The sequence below is a fragment of the Burkholderia sp. LK4 genome (assembly GCF_001043615.1).
Lineage (GTDB): Bacteria > Pseudomonadota > Gammaproteobacteria > Burkholderiales > Burkholderiaceae > Burkholderia > Burkholderia cepacia.
Genome location: NZ_LDUL01000029.1, coordinates 37,024 through 57,341, shown reverse-complemented (window position 1 = coordinate 57,341; position 20,318 = coordinate 37,024). Strand labels below are relative to the sequence as shown.

The following is a 20,318-nucleotide window of genomic DNA, read 5'->3' as shown; positions in this document are numbered from 1 at the left end:
AGGATTGTCTATTTGTGATTTTACGATAGCAAATCGACTTTCTATACTGCGCTGAAAAATCACGATTCCCCCGGAGACAGACCCGCCATGAACGCGCCAGATCCCGCTGTTGCGTCGCATCCGCCGGCCGAAACGGCCGCCCCGTCCGCCGCTTCCGTGTCGCTCGACGACAAGTACACGCTCGAAAAGGGCCGCGTCTACATCAGCGGCACGCAGGCACTGGTGCGTCTGCCGATGCTCCAGAAGGCGCGCGACCTGAAGGCCGGGTTGAACACCGCCGGCTTCGTGTCCGGCTATCGCGGCTCGCCGCTCGGTGCGCTCGATCAGTCGCTATGGAAGGCGAAACGGCACCTGCAGGCGAACGACATCGTGTTCCAGCCCGGGGTCAACGAGGATCTCGCCGCGACGGCCGTCTGGGGCACGCAACAGATCAACCTGTGGCCGGGCGCTACGCGCGACGGCGTGTTCGGCATGTGGTACGGCAAAGGCCCCGGCGTGGACCGTACCGGCGACGTGTTCAAGCACGCGAACTCCGCCGGCAGCGATGCGCACGGCGGCGTGCTCGTGCTCGCGGGCGACGACCACGCGGCGAAGTCGTCGTCGGTCGCGCACCAGTCGGAGCACGCGTTCATCGCGGCGGGCATTCCGGTGCTCTATCCGGCCAACGTGCAGGAATATCTCGACTACGGGCTGCACGGCTGGGCGATGAGCCGCTACTCGGGCCTGTGGGTGGCGATGAAGTGCGTCACCGACGTGATCGAATCCACCGCATCGATCGACCTCGATCCGGACCGCGTGGAAATCGTCACGCCGACCGACTACACGATGCCGGCCGGCGGCCTCAACATCCGATGGCCGGATGCGCCGCTCGCACAGGAAGCGCGGCTGCTCGACGAGAAGTGGTACGCGGCGCTCGCGTATGTCCGCGCGAACCGGCTGAACCGCATCGTGATCGATTCGCCGACGCCGCGTATCGGCATCATCACGGCGGGCAAGGCGTATCTCGACGTGCGCCAGGCGCTGAGCGACCTGGGTCTCGACGACGAAACCTGCGCGAAGATCGGCCTGCGCGTGCTCAAGGTCGGCTGCGTGTGGCCGCTCGACGCGCAGGACGCACGCGCGTTCGCAACGGGCCTGGAGGAAATCCTCGTGGTCGAGGAAAAGCGCCAGATTCTCGAATACGCACTGAAGGAAGAACTGTACAACTGGCGCGAGGACGTGCGGCCGAAGATCTACGGCAAATTCGACGAACGCGACAACGAAGGCGGAGAATGGTCGGTGCCGCGCGGCAACTGGCTGCTGCCCGCGCACTACGAACTGTCGCCGGCACTGATAGCGAAGGCGATCGCGCGGCGCGTCGCGCGTGCGGACCTGCCCGACGACGTGCGCACGCGCATGCTCGCGCGCGTCGCGATCATCGATGCGAAAGAGCGCGACGCGGCGAAGCCGCGCGTGTCCGTCGAGCGCAAGCCGTGGTTCTGCTCGGGCTGTCCGCACAACACGTCGACGAACGTGCCGGAAGGCTCGCGCGCGCTGGCCGGGATCGGTTGCCACTACATGTCGATGTGGATGGATCGCAAGACCGAGACGTTCAGCCAGATGGGCGGCGAGGGTGTCGCGTGGCTCGGCCAGATGCACTTCTCCGGCGACAAGCACGTGTTCGTGAATCTCGGCGACGGAACCTACTTCCATTCGGGCCTGCTCGCGATCCGCGCGGCGATCGCGTCGAAAGCGAACATCACGTACAAGATCCTCTACAACGATGCGGTCGCGATGACGGGCGGCCAGCCGGTCGACGGCGTGCTGACCGTGCCGCAGATCGCGCACCAGGTCAGCGCGGAAGGCGCGAAGCGCATCGTGATCGTGACGGACGAGCCGGAGAAATACGACGCGGGCGTGGCACTGCCTGCCGGCGTCGACGTGCATCACCGCGACCGGCTGGATTCGGTCCAGCGCATGCTGCGCGACATCGCGGGCACGACGGTGCTGATCTACGACCAGACCTGCGCGACCGAAAAGCGGCGCCGCCGCAAGCGCGGCGCGTATCCGGACCCCGCCCGCCGCGCGTTCATCAACGACGCCGTGTGCGAAGGCTGCGGCGACTGTTCGGTGCAGTCGAACTGCCTGTCGGTGGAACCGCTCGATACGCCGCTCGGCACGAAACGCAAGATCAATCAGTCGTCGTGCAACAAGGACTTCTCCTGCGTGAAGGGCTTCTGCCCCAGCTTCGTGATGGCCGAGGGCGCGCATCTGCGCAAGCCGGCGGTAGCACGTGGCGGCGACTCGGACGCGTTCGACTTCGGTGCGTTGCCGATGCCGTCGTTGCCGGCGTTCGCGGGCGCGTACGGGATACTCGTGACGGGCGTCGGCGGCACGGGCGTCGTGACGATCGGCGGGCTGATCGGCATGGCCGCGCATCTCGAACGCAAGGGCGTCACGGTGCTCGACATGGCCGGTCTCGCGCAAAAGGGCGGCGCCGTGCTCAGCCATGTGCAGATCGCGGTGGCGCCCGACGTGCTGCATGCGACGCGCATCGCCACGGGCGACGCGCGGCTCGTCATCGGTTGCGACGCGATCGTGTCGGCATCGAACGACGTGCTGTCGCGTACGCGCCATGGCGTGACGGTCGCCGCGATCAACAGCGGCGCGACCCCGACCGCGGCGTTCGTCAAGGATCCGAAATGGACCTTCCCGGGCACGCAGACAGAGGCCGAGCTGCGCGACAGCATCGGCGACGGGTGCGCGTTCATCGACGCCAACAAGCTCGCGCTCGCGCTGCTGGGCGACTCGATCTACAGCAATCCGCTGCTGCTCGGCTTCGCGTGGCAGAAGGGCTGGCTGCCGCTGGAGCTGACGAGCCTGCTGCGCGCGATCGAGCTCAACGGCGTGGCGGTCGAGAAGAATCAGCATGCATTCCAACTGGGACGCTATATCGCGCATCACGGCGTTGCCGCGGTCCAGCCGATTATCGCGCCTGCTGCCGTGCCGCAGCGAATCGTGGTGCAGATGCCCGAATCGCTCGACACGCTGATCGGCGCGCGGCAAGCGTTGCTGGCCGCGTACCAGAACGACGCATATGCGCGGCGCTATCGCGACGTGGTCGACCGCATCCGGGCCAGGGAGGCCGGGATCGGCGGCGGCGCGTCGGGATTGCCGCTGACGCGCGCCGTCGCCGCGAACCTGGCGAAGCTCATGGCGTACAAGGACGAATACGAGGTCGCGCGCCTGTATGCCGATCCCGCGTATCTGGAGAAGCTGCGTCGGCAGTTCGACGGCGTCCCCGGGCGGGACTACACGCTGAACTTCTATCTGGCGCCACCGTTGCTGGCGAAGCGCGATGAGCACGGCCACCTGCAGAAGCGGCGCTTCGGCGCGTGGGTGCTGCCGGCCTTGCGCGTGCTGGCGAAACTGAAGGGGCTGCGCGGCACGCCGTTCGACGTATTCGGCCGCACGGCCGAACGGCGCGACGAGCGCCGGCTGATAGCGGACTACATCGCGCTCGTCGACGAGTTTTGCGCGACGCTCGACGCGGAGCGTCTGCCGGTCGCGCTGCAACTCGCCAATCTTCCCGACGATATTCGTGGCTTCGGCCACGTGAAGGCGCGCAACATGGTGGCAGCGGAGCAGAAGCGGGTGCGGTTGCTGCAGACGTACCGGACGCCGATGCGATCGGCGGCCCTTGCATGACGTTCACTTGCGGCGGACGGGGCCTTCCTTCAGGCCGGGTTCGCCACCGCTGGCAAGGCGGGTGGAGGTGCGCGACGCCCGGGACGGTTCTCGCGAATCGGTTTCAATCTCGAGATCGCCGTGTCACGTCCATCTGACCGATGCGCGTATTTGTCACGGCGAGTGACGTTACTAGGCCGATCGACTTACCGACTTGCCGCGAACGATCCATGACCTGAGGCGAAATTTTGTGACCAATCAGGCAGTGAGTCTCGCGTCGATATTATCGTAATCCAGCCAGGCTCGACGGACCGTGGCAGGAGGTTGATAGCGATGCGCGCTATGGGGCCGGCGCTCGTTGTAGAACTGCCGCCAGCGTTCGATGAACACCTTGGCGGCTGCGGAACCATTCCCGGTTCAGCAATTCGTCACGCAGCTTGCCGTTAAAGCTCTCGACGAATCCGTTTTGCCACGGATTGCCGGGCGCGATGAAGGCCGGACCGATTGCAGCGTCTCGTAGCCAGCGCATGACCTTGGCAGCGGTAAATTCAGCGCCGTTGTCAGACCGAACGAACGCGGGCTTACCGTACAGCCGCATCAGTCGCGACAGCGTCAAGATCACATCCTGCGACCGCAAGCTGGCGCCGACTTCGATCGCCGGGCACTCGCGGGTGTATTCATCGATCACGCAAAGCATCTTCAACGCCCGCCCGTCCACCAACTGGTCGTGCACAAAGTCGTAGCTCCATACTGAATTCGGTTGCGTGTAAGCGCGAATTTCTCCGCACATAGCGCGTGGGCGTGAGGCGTTTTTTCTAAAACTACGGGTCATCCGCAATCAGCAATCGCTAGGTGCAATCTTAATTTTTTGTCAGATAATGCTGCGGCATTACCTTAGCGGCTACGATAGGGCTCTATCAAATGACAGTACGAGGCAGGCCAGCCGATGTACAACATACTCTATGTCCCGCTGAATATCGGTTCGTGGCAGTGCATGCTCATGCTGCGCGGCGAGTACGATGAACAGGCACGGCGTCGGCAATGCGCGCGCGAACGAGACCGTGGTGGATCGCTTATCGGAAGACGCAGCCGCTACGACTGGTCAGCTCGTTCGTCGCAGCGCTCGACTTCGAGTTGGTCGGGATTCGCCGAGCGCGACGACGATGACGGGGCCGCTCGCCGTCAACGGGAGGATGACCAACGTACCTTTCTGCAGTATTTTCAGCCGAGTTATGACTTTCGACGGCTGATTGCGAAGGACATTGACGCGATTCGCTCGTTTCTGAGCCAATACTTCAATGTTGCGCATTGGAATCTGCCGACCGACAACGCTGGTATCGAGCGCGCGCTCAAGCAGGCCGTCAAAGACGGGAAGCTGGTGCCAGTCGTCAATCGTGATTGGCGCATGCTCCCGGCGACGTTTCGCCCGACGCCCACGCCCCTGCGCTGGCCGTCATTGGGAGGGAACGGCGGTGCGGTGCGCGCCGTGTCCTACGGGATGAGTTCCGCGCTGGGGAGTGGTGAGCCGATGCTGTCCGGCCCCTATGATCCAGCATCACAGGCGGCGCAGTTGGCCGCTGCGCGGGGTGTGGCGAGCGACTATGCTGGTAGCGCAGCGGATGACGACAGCGGCGGCGCTTTCGACTGGCTCGGCGTGGCCGAAGCGGTCACAGGGGCCGCGCTCGGTGCCACTGTTGGCTCGGCGGATGGAGGGGGCGATACTGCGACCAGCTTCGTTGCGGTCGACGATGAAGGCAGTGATGCGTCAACGCTGCTCAGTGACGCGCAGCCGTTCGAGTATGTGGAAGACTTGCCGGGCGGCGACGTACTTGATATTGCCAAAACACCAAACACCGGCGAACCCGGTACGTGGTACACAAACCCCGGAAGCGGGCAGATGCGGCTTTATGGCGCCGATGGCAATCCGGCTGTAGATCTGGATTTCGACCACTTTCACAATGGACTAAAGCCGCACGCGCACAATTGGAACGGGGCCGCGAGAGACGGAGGCACCGACGTTGTGCCGTTCAGCCCGTGGAATCCGTAACAAGGAAGAAGCATGGACACAATAGAACGCTACGAATCATTTCACGACTGGTACTTGCTTGGCGTATCAGCTGATATGGACGCAAGCTCATTTGAATTGCACCTCATGTTTGACCACAAGAGGGACCGTGTGCGGGTCTGCTTTGATGGGGCGACAAGGTGTTGGGTCAATGACTTCCTTATCCAGAACATTATCTACGCAATGCGCGTATTTTCCGACTTCGACTCGGCCGAATACAAGGCAGCGCGCGCCAAGCTGGATGAGACATATCCTTGGGGGAAAGACTGGTTGCCGAAACCTATTGCTGCGGTGCAGTCGACACTTGGGGCTGAGCTGTTCGTTGAATTCGAGACATTCCGGGTTGAAGAAGAGTAAGCAGACGACAGCTCGTTGTGCCAAATTCGGCCGCAAGTAGTATCAAAATCCGGCACCAAACGGATGCTGGCCGGGATAAAAAATGGCTGAATTGCGATGGCTACAAAACGCGCTATCTGACCTGCTCGACCGTTTCGATGCGGCGAAGATTCATTACACACTGAGCCGCAATCGGCCTGACACGGTGCTGGTTTCAATCACCGTCGTCGGGATGCATGTCGAGGTCGATGTGTTCCGAGACGGGCATATTGAAGTATGTACATTCTGCGGGGCAGAGGAACCGTCCGACAACACGGAACGGTTGCCCGAACGAGTCATCAGCGAGAGTCGAGACTGACTGTATCGCATTGCTTGTAACAAGGGCTCTCCTGTACAAGCTGGTGGTGCGCATATTGTCCCGGTACGCCGCATCTCTTCCGTCAACGCGTGGTTTGATGGCCGCTGCGCGGCTGGCCGACCTGGAGCGAAAATGTTGGCGCGGCGCGTATCCTAGACTGTTCCAATGCGGACATCGCGATCTCGTGTCTGAGCGAAATGACGAGATGCGCAGTCAGCACGGCTCAGCCTGCACTCAAGTCGCTATCCGCGGTGCATGAAACGACAGCCAAGAGCGCGATGCCTGGTGGCTGACGCCCCGAATTGCTTCAGTGTGAACGTACTCTTCCGAGGGTTGTCTTGTTTGGGCGTTGCACGCGGTGTGAGCCGATTCTCCGGCGCCCCGAATTTGCTAGATGCGGCGTAAGCCCTCAATCGTGGCCGTCTTGGACGCATTACGGGAGTTGGCCAGCACTGCGTCCACCAGACACCTGGAGGACGCGGTATTAGACCGGCTGGACGAAGTGGTAGCTGTGGTGCTCAGGCGCCCGAGTTGCGGCGGTCGATTGTGGAAATGATGAGCCGACCCGGGTCATCGTCACACACGGATGTAATTTGACTTGGCGATTGAATTCAATTTTTTATGCAATTAGTGAAAAAAACCGGATCAATATCGCGGGCTTTCTCCGGTCCGGCAAGCACCTTGTCCAGTTTCCTTCGACGGTCCGTGTCCTCAGGGTCAAGTTTTGCACCCGCCTCCATGAAAAAGCGTGCTTCATTTTTGAGTTCGTGGTCTACTGCATCTGTCAGGAACTCGTCACTTTGAAACTTGACGACCTGACGGTCGGCGCCATGCTTCACCAGCATGTCGAGAAACTGACGGGTTCGCGGCGGGGCTGCGACTTCGTGAACAAAATAATACAAGGCTAGCAAAGGAGACCAGGGGTCTGGGTAATCCGGGAACATAACTGCCCCCGCTTTTACGGACATGTGACGGGTTTCGATTAGCCATTGCCCTACATGCACGGCCGCTCCCTGAGCCGCAGCCACCAGTGCCGAATTGTCGCCATCCCGGATGTTTCCATACACGTCCAAATCCAGAGGAGCCCCTGCCTGAACTAGTAACTGGACGATATCAAGCCGGTCTAGCCGCGCCGCTGTCCAGAGCGCCTGCCTGCGATTGCTGGCGTCGCTCGCCGGCAGCAGAACCTTGATCATTGCAGCGTTGTCGTGTGCGACTGCCAACGTCAGCGCGGAATCTTCCTGAAGTATCAGACCTTCACATGTTTTAAGGTCTGCGTCCTTCATTCTATCGTCCACCTTCGCGGACATGCGAACGAGTTCGGTTGCTACTCGCAATGCGTCATACCTGGCGGCTGCATGTAATTCCCAATCCAAGGAACCGTTTCCCGTGCAGGCGGTGCCGCATGCTTCGCGCGCTTCCTTGAACTGCCCAATATCGTCCGCCTGAATGGCCTTGTCAACCCGGTCGACCTTCGCGTCTATGTAGGACTGGATTAATCGATCCGAGACCAGTCTTACAATAGGAGTCACACTAAGCAGTGCTAACAGGCCTTGAGTCACCACCACACACCGAAACCACGGCGGAGCACCGTAACGCCACCAATGGATACCGTTCAATACGAGTACAATCAGATTGCCGAATGCCAGAGTGCAAATGGCAAGGTACCTGCCGACCTGTGCGTCTGGACTGAATAGCCTGATGTCTGTGATCCAGAGTACCAGTGCGATTGCTAATGCCAGGCCTGCGACACCTAGCGAACAAAATCCAAGCGATTTCTTCATGATCTTCGACACGTTTTATTATCGAGCATGTTCGGGCAAGGAGCCGATGCGGGATTTTCTAGGCGAGCACTCTCTGCGAGTTGCGCTGCACTTACGTAATCAGTGAACAGCATCGTAGTACTGGTCGTTGACGATGAGGGGGCGCGATGCTATTGGATAGGCTCGACGCGAGCAGTAGGCGGCAGCGACGGCGCCACGGTCCACGAGAGCAGTTCGTCGACGCGGTTGGCCGGATGGTCGGCGATGTGGTCGAGCACGTAGACGAGGTAAGCCTCGGGATGAGGAGATGCAACGGGCGGTGCTGGCAGCTGGATCGCTCGACCACGCGACCGACACGCACATTCAGATGGAGTTATTGCGAGCCATGGAATGACTTAAGTAATTTGTCGATTGTTTCATCAAGTTGTTTGTCGGCTGCCGCCAGTACTGCCAGTCGCGGCGAATACATATGAGCGCTACCGTCGTATGTATAAGCTTTTTCGTACGCGGACTGATACTCAATATGGACACGAAGGTCGTCGTTGAGAAGAACTGCTAGCTTCACGTGGCAGCGAGGAGAATCCTTCTCGGCAATGACGAACAGGGGTGTTTCTTCGCCGGCCTTGAGGACGTCATGCGGGCGAGGCCAGGCGGTCTTGAAACATGTATCCGGGAATCCCATGTCGTGCTCGAATTTGGGCCAGATATCGGGACCAAGGCCAGAATAAGTCCGGCCTTGAATGCTCACAGTCATGTTAGTCAAGATGGCGGGCCCAAGTCCCGCATTATTGAGGTAGATGCCGGGGAGCTTGTTCGATTCGTCCCACTGTGGAACCACCGTCATATACGGGCGATTGGTGCGCCACGTGTTCATGTTAGCCGCGATCGCGGCCCATATGGATGCGGCTAAAGAGACAGTCGAAATTACGATTGCGATGATGTCGAGTATCGAGGTTTTTTTCGAATCGTTTGTTGACATGAAATAATCCGATGATGTGAAGAACCATTAGCGTAGCGGAGTCAACTCGTCTTGGCAGACCGTTGATTGACTTGTCGTTACGGCGTCTTTATATCGATGACAGGGCGATTTCGATAGCTCCAGCAAGACGTTCAGGAAAGTCGGTGATCTCGCTAGAGCGACCATCATCGTTGTACGGCGTGGCAAGTGACTTGATAAAGTAACCTACAGGGGTTGTGATGGCTCATGGCAGCAGACCCATCACGCACGGAATACCCAGAACCTAACCTTTGTTGAACAACATGCGTAAGCAGTCTTCGAGGGTCGAAGAAGTGCGGAAGCGCATGTTCAGGATGGTGAGCGTCTGGTGGTCTTTCGATGAGACGGCTCAGCACCAGTCAGGCCACGGGACGCCACAAACTCCGCGAGGGGATCGCTTTCCGCCTCAAGCTCCTTATGTCGCGCTCGAGCGGCGTCTTGCGTTCCAGAGGTGGTCAGTTTAGTAGATGCGAGCGGAGAACTGCTGGGTTGCGACTTTGACGCGGTCGGCGCTTGATGTCGCGTTGTATGCTGCGACTTTCCGGTGCTCAGCCATTGCTCGCGATATTCAGCGTGCACGATGCCTCCGCAGAGCAGAAGTATCAGAGCTGCGCTTGTCGCGAACGCTCGCGGAACCGCGGATTTACTATCAGTCATCTTTTCCTTCATTGATTCCGGGGGTTAGGAGTTTGCGACACCAGATTGAGGAGGGCATTCGCCGCTCAGGCTTTGCCTTGTCCGGCAGCCCTTGATGCGGGTCGTCTCGCGAGAAGTCACTGAACATCGCGCGCCTCAGTCACGGTGTGAAGGTCGAGGTCTCAGGCGCATCCGACCTGGTGGCTCGAAGTACGTACCGAAGCGTACGAGCCCAGCCTTTTTCAGATGGCACGTCATTTCGAAGCTCACCAGGATCCCTGGGTCGTGGTTCTCGAGGATTTCTACGTCTATCGCTCGAATGCGGGGTTCGTACTTCAGAAGCGTCCCTTCCATTTGTTGCTTCAGAACATGACCGGACGCTGGCAATGCCTTGTAGATGTTCGTTAGGTCCGGCAGGCCATAGTCGGGCAGATGCTTGAGTGCCCCGGCGCGCGTGTTCAAGATGCGTTGCACGTTCTGCTGCACACTCAGACACTCGAGCGTTCGGTCGTCGTAGGAGTCGAGCGGCTCACCGCCGATTTGGCCGAGCAGCATGTCGTACAGAGACGGACCTGGCATGGCTGTCTCCCCTTATGCCGCAGATGCCGCGAACGCTGAGTCATTTGTGAATGTATTGCGGTCGACGAAGTCAATCGTCAAATTGCCCTCTACCGAGCTCGACAGCACGATCTCCGCGGGTACGGTGCCCGCCGCCATGCGAGCAAGCAGTTCGCGAGACACCGTTGGCAAAATGCGTTGGTTGAGGAACGCATCAACGTTGCGGGCACCGGATTCGCGGGCCAGGCAAAGCTGGGCCATTGCGTCGATCAGGGAGTCGTCGCAGGTCAGCTCGACACCATGCTGTCTGTGCAGTCGGTCAGCGACCTTCGCCAGCTTGAGCCGCACGATCGAAGCGAGTGCGGTGGCATCGAGCGGACGATAGACGAGCGATTGAAAGCGGGCGAGCAGGGCCGGCTGAAAGTGTGCGACCAACTGCGGATGAATTGCTTCGAGAAGTGCCGCCTGGGCGATGTCCGGATTGTCGACAGTCACCTCGTCGATCTGGGCGCTGCCGAGGTTGGACGTCATGAGAATCACGCAGTTGCGGAAGTCGATCTCGCGCCCCTCGCCGTCGCGCATCATGCCGCGATCGAACACCTGGTAGAACATGTCGAGCACGTCGCGGTGGGCCTTTTCGACCTCGTCGAGCAGCACCACGCTGTACGGGCGCTGGCGCACCGCTTCAGTCAGAATGCCACCGCGGCCGTAGCCGACATAGCCAGGCGGGGAGCCCTTCAGCTGCGACACGGTGTGTGCTTCCTGATATTCCGACATGTTGATTGTCGTGAGGGCGGCTTCCCCTCCGAACAGCAGGTCCGCCAGTGCCAGTGCGGTTTCGGTCTTGCCGACGCCCGACGGGCCTGCGAGCAGGAAGACGCCGAGCGGGGCGTGTTCATTTTTCAGGCCTGCCTTGGCGGTCCGCAAGCTCTCTGCGAGGGCGCACAGCGCATCGTCCTGCGCGACGACGCGTTTCGCCAGATGCTGTTCGAGCGTCAGCAAGCTCTGCAGCTCGTCTTCCACCAGACTGCCGACCGGCACGCCAGTCCATTCCGCAACGACGCGGGCGATCGCGGCCGCATCGACGTCCACGAAGACCAACGGTGCTTTGCCTTGCACATTGGCCAGCAGATGCTTTGCTTCGTCGAGTGACGATTGATCCTGTGTTACTTGTGCGTCAGCGCCAGCTGCGCGCTGTCTATGGACCATATGGACCAGTTCACGTTCAGTGGTATACCGGATCTGCAGCTCTGTCAGGGTGTTGTGTGCCTCGGTCAAAGCGCTCGCCAGTGCTTCACGGCGGGCGTCGATTCCATCGATACCGGCCTTCGCATCCGCGTCGAGGGTCGCTTCTTCCAGTTCGAGCGCAGAAACGGCCGCCCTGGCACGCTGCAGTTCGGCCGGCGGCGATTCGAGACCCATGCGTACGCGCGCGGCCGCTGTATCGATGAGGTCGACTGCCTTGTCCGGTAACTGTCGGGCAGGAATGTAGCGACGCGACAGCTTAACCGCGGCAACGAGCGCTTCGTCACGGATGTGCACCTTGTGATACTGCGCGTAGCGGCTCTTCAAGCCACGCAGCATCAAGCATGCGGCCTCATCGTCGGGCTCGTCGACCTTGATGACCTGGAACCGCCGCTCGAGCGCAGCGTCGCGCTCGAAGAACTCCTTGTATTCGGACCACGTCGTCGCCGCGATCGTGCGCAACTCGCCACGCGCGAGCGCAGGCTTGAGCAGGTTGGCTGCGTCGGCGCCGCCGGCGGCGTTACCAGCACCAATCAGTGTGTGCGCTTCGTCGATGAAGAGCAGGATTGGCACGGGCGAAGCCTGTACCTCGTCGATTACGTTTTTCAGGCGTTGCTCGAATTCACCTTTCACACCGGCGCCGGCTTGCAGCAAGCCGAGATCGAGCGTCAGGATACGCACGTCGCGGATCACATTCGGAACGTCTTCTTCGGCGACGCGCAGCGCGAGGCCCTCGACGAGCGCCGTTTTGCCGACACCCGGCTCGCCGACGAGAATCGGATTGTTTTTACGTCGGCGCGCCAGTACGTCGACCATCTGCTGGATTTCGCGATCCCGGCCAAACACGGGATCGATGTCGCCGCGGCGGGCTTTGTCGGTCAGGTCGATCGCAAAGCGGGCGAGGGCGCCGCCCTCGGTGGATCGCTGAGGCACGGGCGTCGCTGCGGCAGCTCGTACGCTCGGTACCTGCTCATTGTCGCTAGACGGAACACGTGTATCGGCAGCCGTCTCGACGTCCGCTTCGAGGTCGACTCCGCTTTCGCAGGACCGATGCGCGAGACGTGGAAGGAGCCGCTCAATCTGTGCACTGCTGACCGACAACAGCGGCCAGGCGTTTTGCGCACGCAGCACGTGAGGCGTGTTGACGATGGCCTGCAACAGATTGCCCGACCGAATGGAAGCTTCGTCACTTTCGGACGATACCTGCAACCACGCATCTTGAAGTACCGTCGCCAGTTGCAGCGACAGCGCGGGCTTGCCTCGCAGGTTGCGAGGCAGATGGTCAATCACGGCAATCAATGCGTCCCAGACCGTGTCGATGTCGATTCCATAGTGCCGCAGAATCGCCGGGATATCACCGTCACCTGCTTCGATCAGCTTTAACAGCCAATGCTCGACAGTAATCTCGTCCGTCATCCGACCGTGACATAGGCTTGCTGCTGCCTCGAGCGTTTTTGCGCAATGCGGGTTGAGCCGGCGGAGCAAGTGAGTGGTATCTCGCGAGGTCATCGGGAAGTTCAATCGGGGAAAGGGATGGGCGTCGGAATACTCCGTCGCCCGCTCCCAGGTATAAAAAGGCCAGCCTGAATCGGTCAGGCTGGCAAAAGGAACCGCAGGAGGGGATGCGGTTCCGAGAGGACGAATTGGTTAGGAACGCTCGTTCCACGTGTCCTTGTGGACGATGTTGCCGTCCTTGTACGACCAGGTGATCGTTTCGTAGCGCAGCTCGACTTCTTCGAGGTGGTTGTGCTTCTCGTAGTCGGGGATCTTGATGTCGAGCATCTTCGGGCGGACTGCGACGATCTTGACGTTGTCGAGCTTGGTGTTGAAGTACTCTTTTTCCTTGCCCGCGTCGTCGATCTTGTACCACTTGATCTCAACCGACTTGAGCGTCTGGCCGCTCGTCACGGCCTTGTACAGGTACGGCGTCGACGCGTCGGTTTCCTTCGTGAACGTGATCGGCGCGTGGACGCGCGTGCCCGTCAGCTTGCCCGTGTTGCCGTCGGTCGGGATGTGCACGCCGTGGTCGAACGCGACGACTTCGACGCTACCCTCGCGGTCCTGAACCGTGACCGAACCCTTGATGTCAGCGCCGCCGTCGTCCTTGAACCACGCATATGCCGGAATTGCCATTTCCTACTCCTTTTCGTACTACTAAATGCGCCCGGAACCAGCCCCCGAGCTTGGGGATCCCGAAACGGAATGCTTCGGGGGCTAAAGCTGAGTTTTCACTTTCCGGTATCCGGAATCAGGGTGATCTCCACGCGCCGGTTCCGTGCGCGGCCGTCGGGCGTATCGTTGCTTGCGATCGGGCGCGTTACACCGTAGCCCTGGATCGCGAACTGGGTTGCGGGGATGCCGGATGCGTCGACCAACCAGTCGCGTACAGCTTCCGCACGTGCTGTCGACAACTGGAGGTTGCTGTCCGGGGCACCCGTGTTGTCGGTGTAGCCCGCGACGAGAATTCGTTTGTCGGGGTGCGACTTGATCATCTCGAGCGCGCCCACCATCGCACGGTTAGAGCCGGGCTTTAACTGCGCTTTGCCGCTGTCGAAAAGCGACATGCTGTCCAACGTGACGACCGCAGGCGGTGGGGGAGGCGGCACATAGGAAGCGATTGCGTCATTCAGTGCCGGGATCAGTTGTGCGCCACGATACATGCCAAACGACAGGCGCATCGGGATGCCGGTACGCGCGTACCGGTCGAGCTGATCACGGTCGGCGACGAGTGTCTGCAGGGCACCGCGCTTTGCGGCGTCATGGTCGGTGGGGATCATCGTGTAACGGCCGAGATCAGCACCGATGCGGGCCAGCAGCGCTTCGTTGTTCTTGGCTGCCCCCCAGAATGCGACACCGGCGGCGCAGGCAAGCAGAGCCAATGTATGGGCGAGCGCCGTGATGCGGGGCGACATCCAATGCCGGCGAGGTATCGCTTCAATGAGCGGCTGCGGGAGTGGCCACGGCGACGGTGAGGCGGGAGCGTCCACACGCATCACGTGAGTTTGCATGGCGACATCGTGCTGCCAGGGATTTGTTGCGCTACTCGCCGGCCCGCAATCGATCCACCCGGCGCCGAACAGTGTCCACGGCATCGCCGGCTGGAGTCGATCCATAAGCGGGCTGAGGACAATTCGCTGAGTCCATCCGATGACGGACGCAAGCGCGGCGGCTCGCGTTGCAGCATTGCCGTCGGCGGGCGCATACCGGACCTCGTCTTCGGCTGCACGAATCGCGGATTCGAACCGCTCCGAGCCGACCAGATGGCTGGCTGACGACACGCCGTACCACTCGGGCGTTGACAGGCCGACCGTTCCGGTAGTGAGCCGCTGGTAAATCGCGACATAACCTGGTAGCCGTGTGCCGAGCATGCGGGATGCATCAGCAACAGCCTGTCGCACGACGCGCAGCTTTTGCGTCAGCATGTCGGCTCCTGCGTGCAGTGCAGGCACAACCGAAAGCACGACGCCGTCCGGGGCGCGACCGTCGCGCCACTGTCTGACCGCCACGGCCAGTCGAGGCAGATCTTGTGGGCGATCGACTCGCAGCCAGATGCCTCCGTCGCCGACGTGTGCATGCCGGATTTCTCCAATCCGGTCGAATAGTGTCGAAAGACCGTCACCGGTCACGAGTACCAGCGGCATACGCGTGCGCAATCTCACCGGAATGTCTGCCGTCGCGGCACCCAGTGCGGCAAGAACCTGTGCACTCTGCTTACGGGCGCGGGAAAGCTTATGTGTGCTCCACCACATCAGCGCGAGCGCAACTATCCCGATGATGACCGTGAGCGTCCAGGCAACGCTGGGACCGAGCGGTAACACCAACCAAATAACGGCGAGTGCCAGCACAGCCGCGTACGCAATCATCGTGCGGCGCGGATAGCCGAGTCCTTCGTGACCGCGATCAGGCATCTGCGCCGGTGCCGCAGAGAGAACAGGCAGGTCGGATTTCACGGGCGAACAGCCTTTGCCGCAACAAGATGCGCGAGCTGCATGTCGAGTGCGGTCGCCCAGACCCCCCATACGATCGCCGCGGCGATGCAAGCGAGTCCGGCAATTGCCCACGGAGAAAGGCGATAGAACCAGTCCGAAAGCCGACGTCCGGCTCGATCTGCAACGAATGGGCGATCCGTGCTCGTACGCAGCTTTTCCAGCTTGGCATTCAGCGAGGCAATCAACGCTGTACGCTGAGCTTCGCCGTCACGAGCGTACCGGCCAACGAACCCCAGGCCGAGGATTGCCGAATAGCATTCGAGCAGATCGACCGGCGGCGAAGGCTCTCGCAAGTGCGCGTCGAGTTGCTCGAATACTCGCTCTCCAGCCTCGTGGAGATTGAATCGTTCGACCTGGAGTGGTTTTCGTTCCCAGGCGGCACGAATATCGGTCGGTAGATAGCGCAGCGCCGATTCGTCCAGTAGCCCGCATTGCGCAATCACTGCTTTGCGCCGCACGTCGTCCGCGTAACCGCGGCGCTCCAGCGCGCTCGAGAATTGCTCGACGAGTTCGTTACAGCGCGCGCGCAAGGCAGCGGGATCCTGCGTCTGGCCGCCGGGCGCGAGTGTCGTCACGAGGAGCGCCGTGTCGCGCAGCAGGTCACGCATGCCTTCGCTCGCCGAACGGCTGGCACCCGCGTCGAGCAGGGCTGGTTCGTGACGGTTGACAGTCAGAGCATTCATGAGCGCAGCACCGCGTAGAGTTCAAGCGACGCGTCGGGTACCGCCGCCGGCAGATAGATCTGACAGGCGCGCGCGGCAAGCATCTTCGCGTGCGCGGTGCTGGACGAGTCCAGCGCGAAATACTGATTGTCCAGGCGAACCGGAATCGCCGCCGGTACCCGTTGCACGGCCTTGAGCGGGATACCGAGCAGCGCGGAATTGATGATGTGCTCGACGTCGTCCGGCGCTCCGATCTTGCAGAGCCGCGGGAAGTGTTCGACGAGCTCGAACGCTGGCATCGGCGCATTGACCGACAGATACCAGTCCGCGGTGTCTGCGACGATTCGTTCGTCGAGGAACTGGCCAGTCCAAGTGGTAGGCCCTTTGCGAGTGAGACCAATCGAGACGACCCGAGACGGAATGATGGCGTCAAGCAGATCGCGAATCGTCGACTCGAGCTTCGCGAATACCTCGTCAGCTCGCGCATGGTCGTACACGGGGATGTCAGTCAGCTGCGCGCCAGTCGAGAAGGTCATCAATGCGCTGGCCAGTTGTGCCAGCGTCGAATACAGATGCTCGGGGGACCGACTCGGGTGCGAGGCGTACAGCCGCAATTGTGGCCATGCCGCGTGAATGCAGTGAAGCAGCCAAAAGAGCTGTACGTCAGCCACGCCGTATTCTGCGACCTGCTTGATCCGCTCGCTACGACGTGCGCCGAGCGCCAGGCTCCTGGCGTGCAGGATGTCGGCCAGGCGATTGATTCGCTCGAGGTGCAGGGGATGACTGCCGAGCGTGAGGCATGGCGGGACAAACCGCGAGTCGACTTGAAACTGGCCACTCGAACCACGCGTAAGCCTAGCGACTGCGCAGACGGTGTCGTCGGCATGAGACTCGAAGTCGAACAAGAGCCGGACCGCGTGCCGTTCGGCGGCGATTTCGGTCTCGCCGGTTCCGTTCAGGTCCGTGACCTTCACGAATTCGCGGTATGAGCGCCGCGGGCGGGCGAGGGTGGTCTCATCGAAGCGGCAGTTGCTGCCGTTCGCATCCGGCAGCGCGAGCGCGGCGAGTACGACGACGCTTTGAACATCCGCCGGCACGCCTTGCGTCAGATCGCGCGCAGACGGCAGCGCATCGGCGATGGTCGTATCGATCGGGGTACCGTCCGGAAAGCACAGTTTCAGGCGGGTGAGTTTCAAGCGTCCGGTCGCGAGCGCTTCTTCGTCGACCTCGACGGCAAGCGTTCCCCACGGCTCCGCGATTGCCGCAGATGCATAACGGCGCAACGCAAATTCAGCCCATCTGTCTTGTTGCTGAAAATGCTGTTGCGTCAGGATGAGACCCTCGTGCCAAAGCGGCTTCTCGATTCGCATGGTCGTGTGGTGCGTTGTGTGTTTGTTCGTTATCTGGTGCAGCGGCGTAATCTATACACGAACTTCTCTAAAAGTCGCAATCGTGCGTTGGAATAGTCGAGTAGTTTCGTTTACTACTGGGTCGCTATGGCGTTGATAAAAATGTCAAATTCAATGCTGGATTGGATTTTGTTATTTAATTTCACGGGTTTTCATTTTTATATTTCTTAAATGGTGGGTGATTTGCTGAAAAATCGTGGAGTCCTATGATGGGAAAGGGTTTTGTCGGTATCCTTCGTCGAAGTGATCGATGCTATGTCAGCCTACTGCTCCTTTCTCTGGAAGGATGGTGGTGATGGAAATTGAAAAGTAAATTTTAGGTTTTATGGTTTTTGACCTTTAAAGCCGCGGGGTGCTTTGACGGGTGCTTGGTTTGCCGTGTATAAGTGCGATGCGAATTCGATGCACGAACGGGGCCGCGCGATGTAGTATCGTGCCGAATACGTTGTACGCCAACTCAGTGATTGACTGTTATCAAATAAGGATTGCTAATGGACAGCTTCCAAAGGGAAATTCCGAAGAGCCGCGTATCAATTACGTTGGACTTACATACGGGCGGAGCCCAGAAGAAAGTCGAACTGCCGTTGAAGCTGCTCGTCGCGGGCGACTTCAGCGCGGGCCGCGAGCAGGCGCCGCTGGCCGAGCGCAAGAAGGTCAATATCGACAAGAATAATTTCGATGCTGTCCTGGCTGACTACGCGCCGGACCTCAAGATCGCCGCGGAAAACACCCTGGCCAGCGATGGCTCGGAGTTACCGGTCAATCTCGCGTTCCGGTCGATGAAGGATTTCGAGCCTGAGCAGGTTGCCCGCCAGATTCCGGAGCTGCAGGCGATGCTGGCGATGCGCAATCTGCTGCGCGACCTGAAGTCGAATCTGCTCGACAACGGCACGTTCCGCCGCGAGTTCGAGAAGATCCTGAAGGACAAGCGCCTCACCGACAAGCTGCGTGGCGAACTGGCGCAGATCGTCACGGCGGCGACGCAGCAGGAAGGCCATGCCTGAGCGCGGCCGGCCCAAGAAGGCCGTCACCGCCTCTCGCAACCACGCAGCCATACGAAACGGGACTGAGAGAACGATGAAACAGAATGAATCGCATCAGGGCACCACGGAAACGGTCGTGCTCGAGAATGACAGCGTTTACGCCGCGCTGTGCAACAAGATCAACCTGAAGCCGGTCGCCGAGGCGCGACCGCTCGAAGCGTTTCGTGATAACGACACGCTGTCGGAAGCGTCGGCCGACGAACGCGTCGCGCGCGGCATGGATGCGCTGCTCAACCTCATCGCGAAGGAAAGCAAGCCGGTTGACCGTTTGGACAAGTCGCTGCTCGACTTCTATATCGGCCAGCTCGACCGGCAGATCAGCCGCCAGCTCGATGCCGTGATGCACACGCCGGCGTTCCAGGCACTCGAAGGGCGCTGGCGCGGCCTGAAGATGCTCGTCTCGCGCACGGACTTCCGCAAGAACGCGCGCATCGAAGTGCTGGATGTCTCGAAAGATGCGCTGCAGCGTGACTTCGAAGATACGCCGGAACTGATCCAGAGCGGCCTGTATCGCCTGACTTACATCGAAGAATACGACACGCCGGGCGGCCAGCCGATCAGTGCGATGGTCAGCGACTTCGAATTCACGCATGCACCTCAGGACGTGGCGCTGCTGCGCAACATCTCGAAGGTGGCGGCCGCCGCGCACATGCCGTTCATCGGCGCGGTCGGCGCGGCATTCTTCGGCAAGAAGTCGATGGAAGAAGTGGCGGCGATCCAGGACATCGGCAACTACTTCGATCGCGCCGAGTACATCAAGTGGAAGAGTTTCCGCGACACGGACGATGCGCGCTATGTCGGCCTGACGATGCCGCGCGTGCTCGGCCGCTTGCCGTACGGCAAGGACACGACGCCGGTGCGCGCCTTCAACTACGAAGAAGCGGTGAAGGGCCCGGACCACGACAAGTATCTGTGGGTCAACGCATCGTTCGCTTTCGCGGCCAACATGGTGCGCAGCTTCGTCAGCAACGGTTGGTGCGTGCAGATCCGCGGTCCGCAGGCCGGCGGCAAGGTCGAGGACCTGCCGGTCCACCTGTATGACCTCGGCACCGGCGTGCAGCCGAAGATCCCGACCGAGGTGCTGATTCCGGAAACGCGCGAGTTCGAGTTCGCGAATCTGGGCTTCATCCCGTTGTCGTTCTACAAGAACCACGACTTCGCGTGCTTCTTCTCGGCCAGCTCGACGCAGAAGCCGGCGCTGTACGAGACCAAGGAAGCTACCGCGAACAGCCGCATCAACGCGCGTCTGCCGTACATCTTCCTGCTGTCGCGCATCGCGCATTACCTGAAGCTGATTCAGCGCGAGAACATCGGCACGACCAAGGATCGGCGTCTGCTCGAGCTCGAGCTGAACAACTGGATCAAGGGTCTCGTGACCGAGATGAAGGATCCGGGCGATGAGCTGCAAGCGTCGCATCCGCTGCGCGAAGCGAAGGTGACGGTCGAGGACATCGAAGACAACCCGGGCTTCTTCCGCATCAAGCTGTTCATCATCCCGCACTTCCAGGTCGAAGGCATGGACATCGGCCTGTCGCTGGTGTCGCAGATGCCGAAGGCCAAGGGCTGATCTGACGTTTCATGCATGACCCGC

The 20,318-nt window shown here is 60.7% G+C and carries 14 protein-coding genes and 2 pseudogenes; 6 read left to right on the top strand and 10 right to left on the bottom strand.

Annotated elements, in window-relative coordinates; genetic code table 11:
* Positions 1 to 87 precede the first annotated feature (87 nt).
* Complete coding sequence (locus VK92_RS15250; RefSeq protein ID WP_048028019.1) at positions 88 to 3,687, top strand: indolepyruvate ferredoxin oxidoreductase family protein; 3,600 nt, start codon at positions 88 to 90, stop codon at positions 3,685 to 3,687.
* Positions 3,688 to 3,924: 237 nt separating this feature from the next.
* Here the strand turns inward: VK92_RS15250 and VK92_RS15245 are convergent.
* Positions 3,925 to 4,468, bottom strand: a pseudogene (locus tag VK92_RS15245) (integrase core domain-containing protein); the annotation flags it as partial.
* A gap of 144 nt (positions 4,469 to 4,612) precedes the next feature.
* On the opposite strand from VK92_RS15245, the gene VK92_RS42470 reads away from it, so the two are divergent.
* From VK92_RS42470 to VK92_RS41790, 3 genes are all read left to right on the top strand, one after another.
* Positions 4,613 to 5,713, top strand: a complete 1,101-nt coding sequence (locus tag VK92_RS42470; RefSeq protein ID WP_053077858.1) for a hypothetical protein — start codon at positions 4,613 to 4,615, stop codon at positions 5,711 to 5,713.
* Positions 5,714 to 5,725: 12 nt separating this feature from the next.
* Positions 5,726 to 6,088 carry a hypothetical protein gene (locus VK92_RS15235; protein ID WP_048028018.1) on the top strand — a complete coding sequence of 121 codons (363 nt, stop codon included), beginning with the start codon at positions 5,726 to 5,728 and terminating at the stop codon, positions 6,086 to 6,088.
* Between the two features lie 82 nt (positions 6,089 to 6,170).
* Complete coding sequence (locus VK92_RS41790; protein WP_231616445.1) at positions 6,171 to 6,425, top strand: hypothetical protein; 255 nt, start codon at positions 6,171 to 6,173, stop codon at positions 6,423 to 6,425.
* A 611-nt stretch (positions 6,426 to 7,036) separates the two neighbouring features.
* Here VK92_RS41790 and VK92_RS15230 read toward each other — a convergent pair.
* From VK92_RS15230 to tssK, 9 genes and pseudogenes are all read right to left on the bottom strand, one after another.
* A complete protein-coding gene (locus VK92_RS15230) occupies positions 7,037 to 8,221 on the bottom strand; it encodes an ankyrin repeat domain-containing protein (RefSeq protein WP_122982899.1) in 1,185 nt (394 codons plus the stop codon).
* A gap of 137 nt (positions 8,222 to 8,358) precedes the next feature.
* Positions 8,359 to 8,487, bottom strand: a pseudogene (locus VK92_RS40025) (transposase domain-containing protein); the annotation flags it as partial.
* Positions 8,488 to 8,561: 74 nt separating this feature from the next.
* Positions 8,562 to 9,167, bottom strand: a complete 606-nt coding sequence (locus tag VK92_RS15225) for a hypothetical protein (RefSeq protein ID WP_131723244.1) — start codon at positions 9,165 to 9,167, stop codon at positions 8,562 to 8,564.
* Positions 9,168 to 9,977: 810 nt separating this feature from the next.
* A complete protein-coding gene (tssE, locus tag VK92_RS15220; protein WP_048028012.1) occupies positions 9,978 to 10,400 on the bottom strand; it encodes a type VI secretion system baseplate subunit TssE in 423 nt (140 codons plus the stop codon).
* Positions 10,401 to 10,412: 12 nt separating this feature from the next.
* Complete coding sequence (gene tssH / locus VK92_RS15215) at positions 10,413 to 13,133, bottom strand: type VI secretion system ATPase TssH (protein ID WP_048028010.1); 2,721 nt, start codon at positions 13,131 to 13,133, stop codon at positions 10,413 to 10,415.
* 138 nt (positions 13,134 to 13,271) lie between these two features.
* Positions 13,272 to 13,757 carry an Hcp family type VI secretion system effector gene (locus VK92_RS15210; RefSeq protein ID WP_014726096.1) on the bottom strand — a complete coding sequence of 162 codons (486 nt, stop codon included), beginning with the start codon at positions 13,755 to 13,757 and terminating at the stop codon, positions 13,272 to 13,274.
* Positions 13,758 to 13,852: 95 nt separating this feature from the next.
* Positions 13,853 to 15,574: an OmpA family protein gene (locus tag VK92_RS15205; RefSeq protein ID WP_048028007.1), complete on the bottom strand. Its 1,722-nt coding sequence runs from the start codon at positions 15,572 to 15,574 to the stop codon at positions 13,853 to 13,855.
* On the bottom strand, positions 15,571 to 16,296 hold the full coding sequence (locus VK92_RS15200; protein WP_048028005.1) for a DotU family type IV/VI secretion system protein: 726 nt from the start codon (positions 16,294 to 16,296) through the stop codon (positions 15,571 to 15,573). Before VK92_RS15200 ends, VK92_RS15205 begins: the two co-directional genes overlap by 4 nt.
* Complete coding sequence (gene tssK / locus VK92_RS15195; protein ID WP_048028003.1) at positions 16,293 to 17,645, bottom strand: type VI secretion system baseplate subunit TssK; 1,353 nt, start codon at positions 17,643 to 17,645, stop codon at positions 16,293 to 16,295. The genes VK92_RS15200 and tssK overlap by 4 nt, the downstream gene beginning before the upstream one ends.
* A 530-nt stretch (positions 17,646 to 18,175) precedes the next feature.
* On the opposite strand from tssK, the gene tssB reads away from it, so the two are divergent.
* Positions 18,176 to 18,688 carry a type VI secretion system contractile sheath small subunit gene (gene tssB / locus VK92_RS15190; RefSeq protein WP_048028002.1) on the top strand — a complete coding sequence of 171 codons (513 nt, stop codon included), beginning with the start codon at positions 18,176 to 18,178 and terminating at the stop codon, positions 18,686 to 18,688.
* A 73-nt stretch (positions 18,689 to 18,761) separates the two neighbouring features.
* The gene (gene tssC, locus VK92_RS15185) at positions 18,762 to 20,294 is read left to right on the top strand and encodes a type VI secretion system contractile sheath large subunit (RefSeq protein WP_048028000.1); all 1,533 of its coding nucleotides are present in this window, start codon (positions 18,762 to 18,764) and stop codon (positions 20,292 to 20,294) included.
* Positions 20,295 to 20,318 lie beyond the last annotated feature (24 nt).

What these genes read in the sequence shown, in the direction of transcription:
- VK92_RS15250 (WP_048028019.1), top strand. Translation starts at nt 88, where the DNA reads ATGAACGCGCCAGATCCCGCTGTTGCGTCGCATCCGCCGGCCGAAACG.
- VK92_RS42470 (WP_053077858.1), top strand. Translation starts at nt 4,613, where the DNA reads ATGTACAACATACTCTATGTCCCGCTGAATATCGGTTCGTGGCAGTGC.
- VK92_RS15235 (WP_048028018.1), top strand. Translation starts at nt 5,726, where the DNA reads ATGGACACAATAGAACGCTACGAATCATTTCACGACTGGTACTTGCTT.
- VK92_RS41790 (WP_231616445.1), top strand. Translation starts at nt 6,171, where the DNA reads ATGGCTGAATTGCGATGGCTACAAAACGCGCTATCTGACCTGCTCGAC.
- VK92_RS15225 (WP_131723244.1), bottom strand. Translation starts at nt 9,167, where the DNA reads ATGTCAACAAACGATTCGAAAAAAACCTCGATACTCGACATCATCGCA.
- tssE (WP_048028012.1), bottom strand. Translation starts at nt 10,400, where the DNA reads ATGCCAGGTCCGTCTCTGTACGACATGCTGCTCGGCCAAATCGGCGGT.
- tssH (WP_048028010.1), bottom strand. Translation starts at nt 13,133, where the DNA reads ATGACCTCGCGAGATACCACTCACTTGCTCCGCCGGCTCAACCCGCAT.
- VK92_RS15210 (WP_014726096.1), bottom strand. Translation starts at nt 13,757, where the DNA reads ATGGCAATTCCGGCATATGCGTGGTTCAAGGACGACGGCGGCGCTGAC.
- VK92_RS15200 (WP_048028005.1), bottom strand. Translation starts at nt 16,296, where the DNA reads ATGAATGCTCTGACTGTCAACCGTCACGAACCAGCCCTGCTCGACGCG.
- tssK (WP_048028003.1), bottom strand. Translation starts at nt 17,645, where the DNA reads ATGCGAATCGAGAAGCCGCTTTGGCACGAGGGTCTCATCCTGACGCAA.
- tssB (WP_048028002.1), top strand. Translation starts at nt 18,176, where the DNA reads ATGGACAGCTTCCAAAGGGAAATTCCGAAGAGCCGCGTATCAATTACG.
- tssC (WP_048028000.1), top strand. Translation starts at nt 18,762, where the DNA reads ATGAAACAGAATGAATCGCATCAGGGCACCACGGAAACGGTCGTGCTC.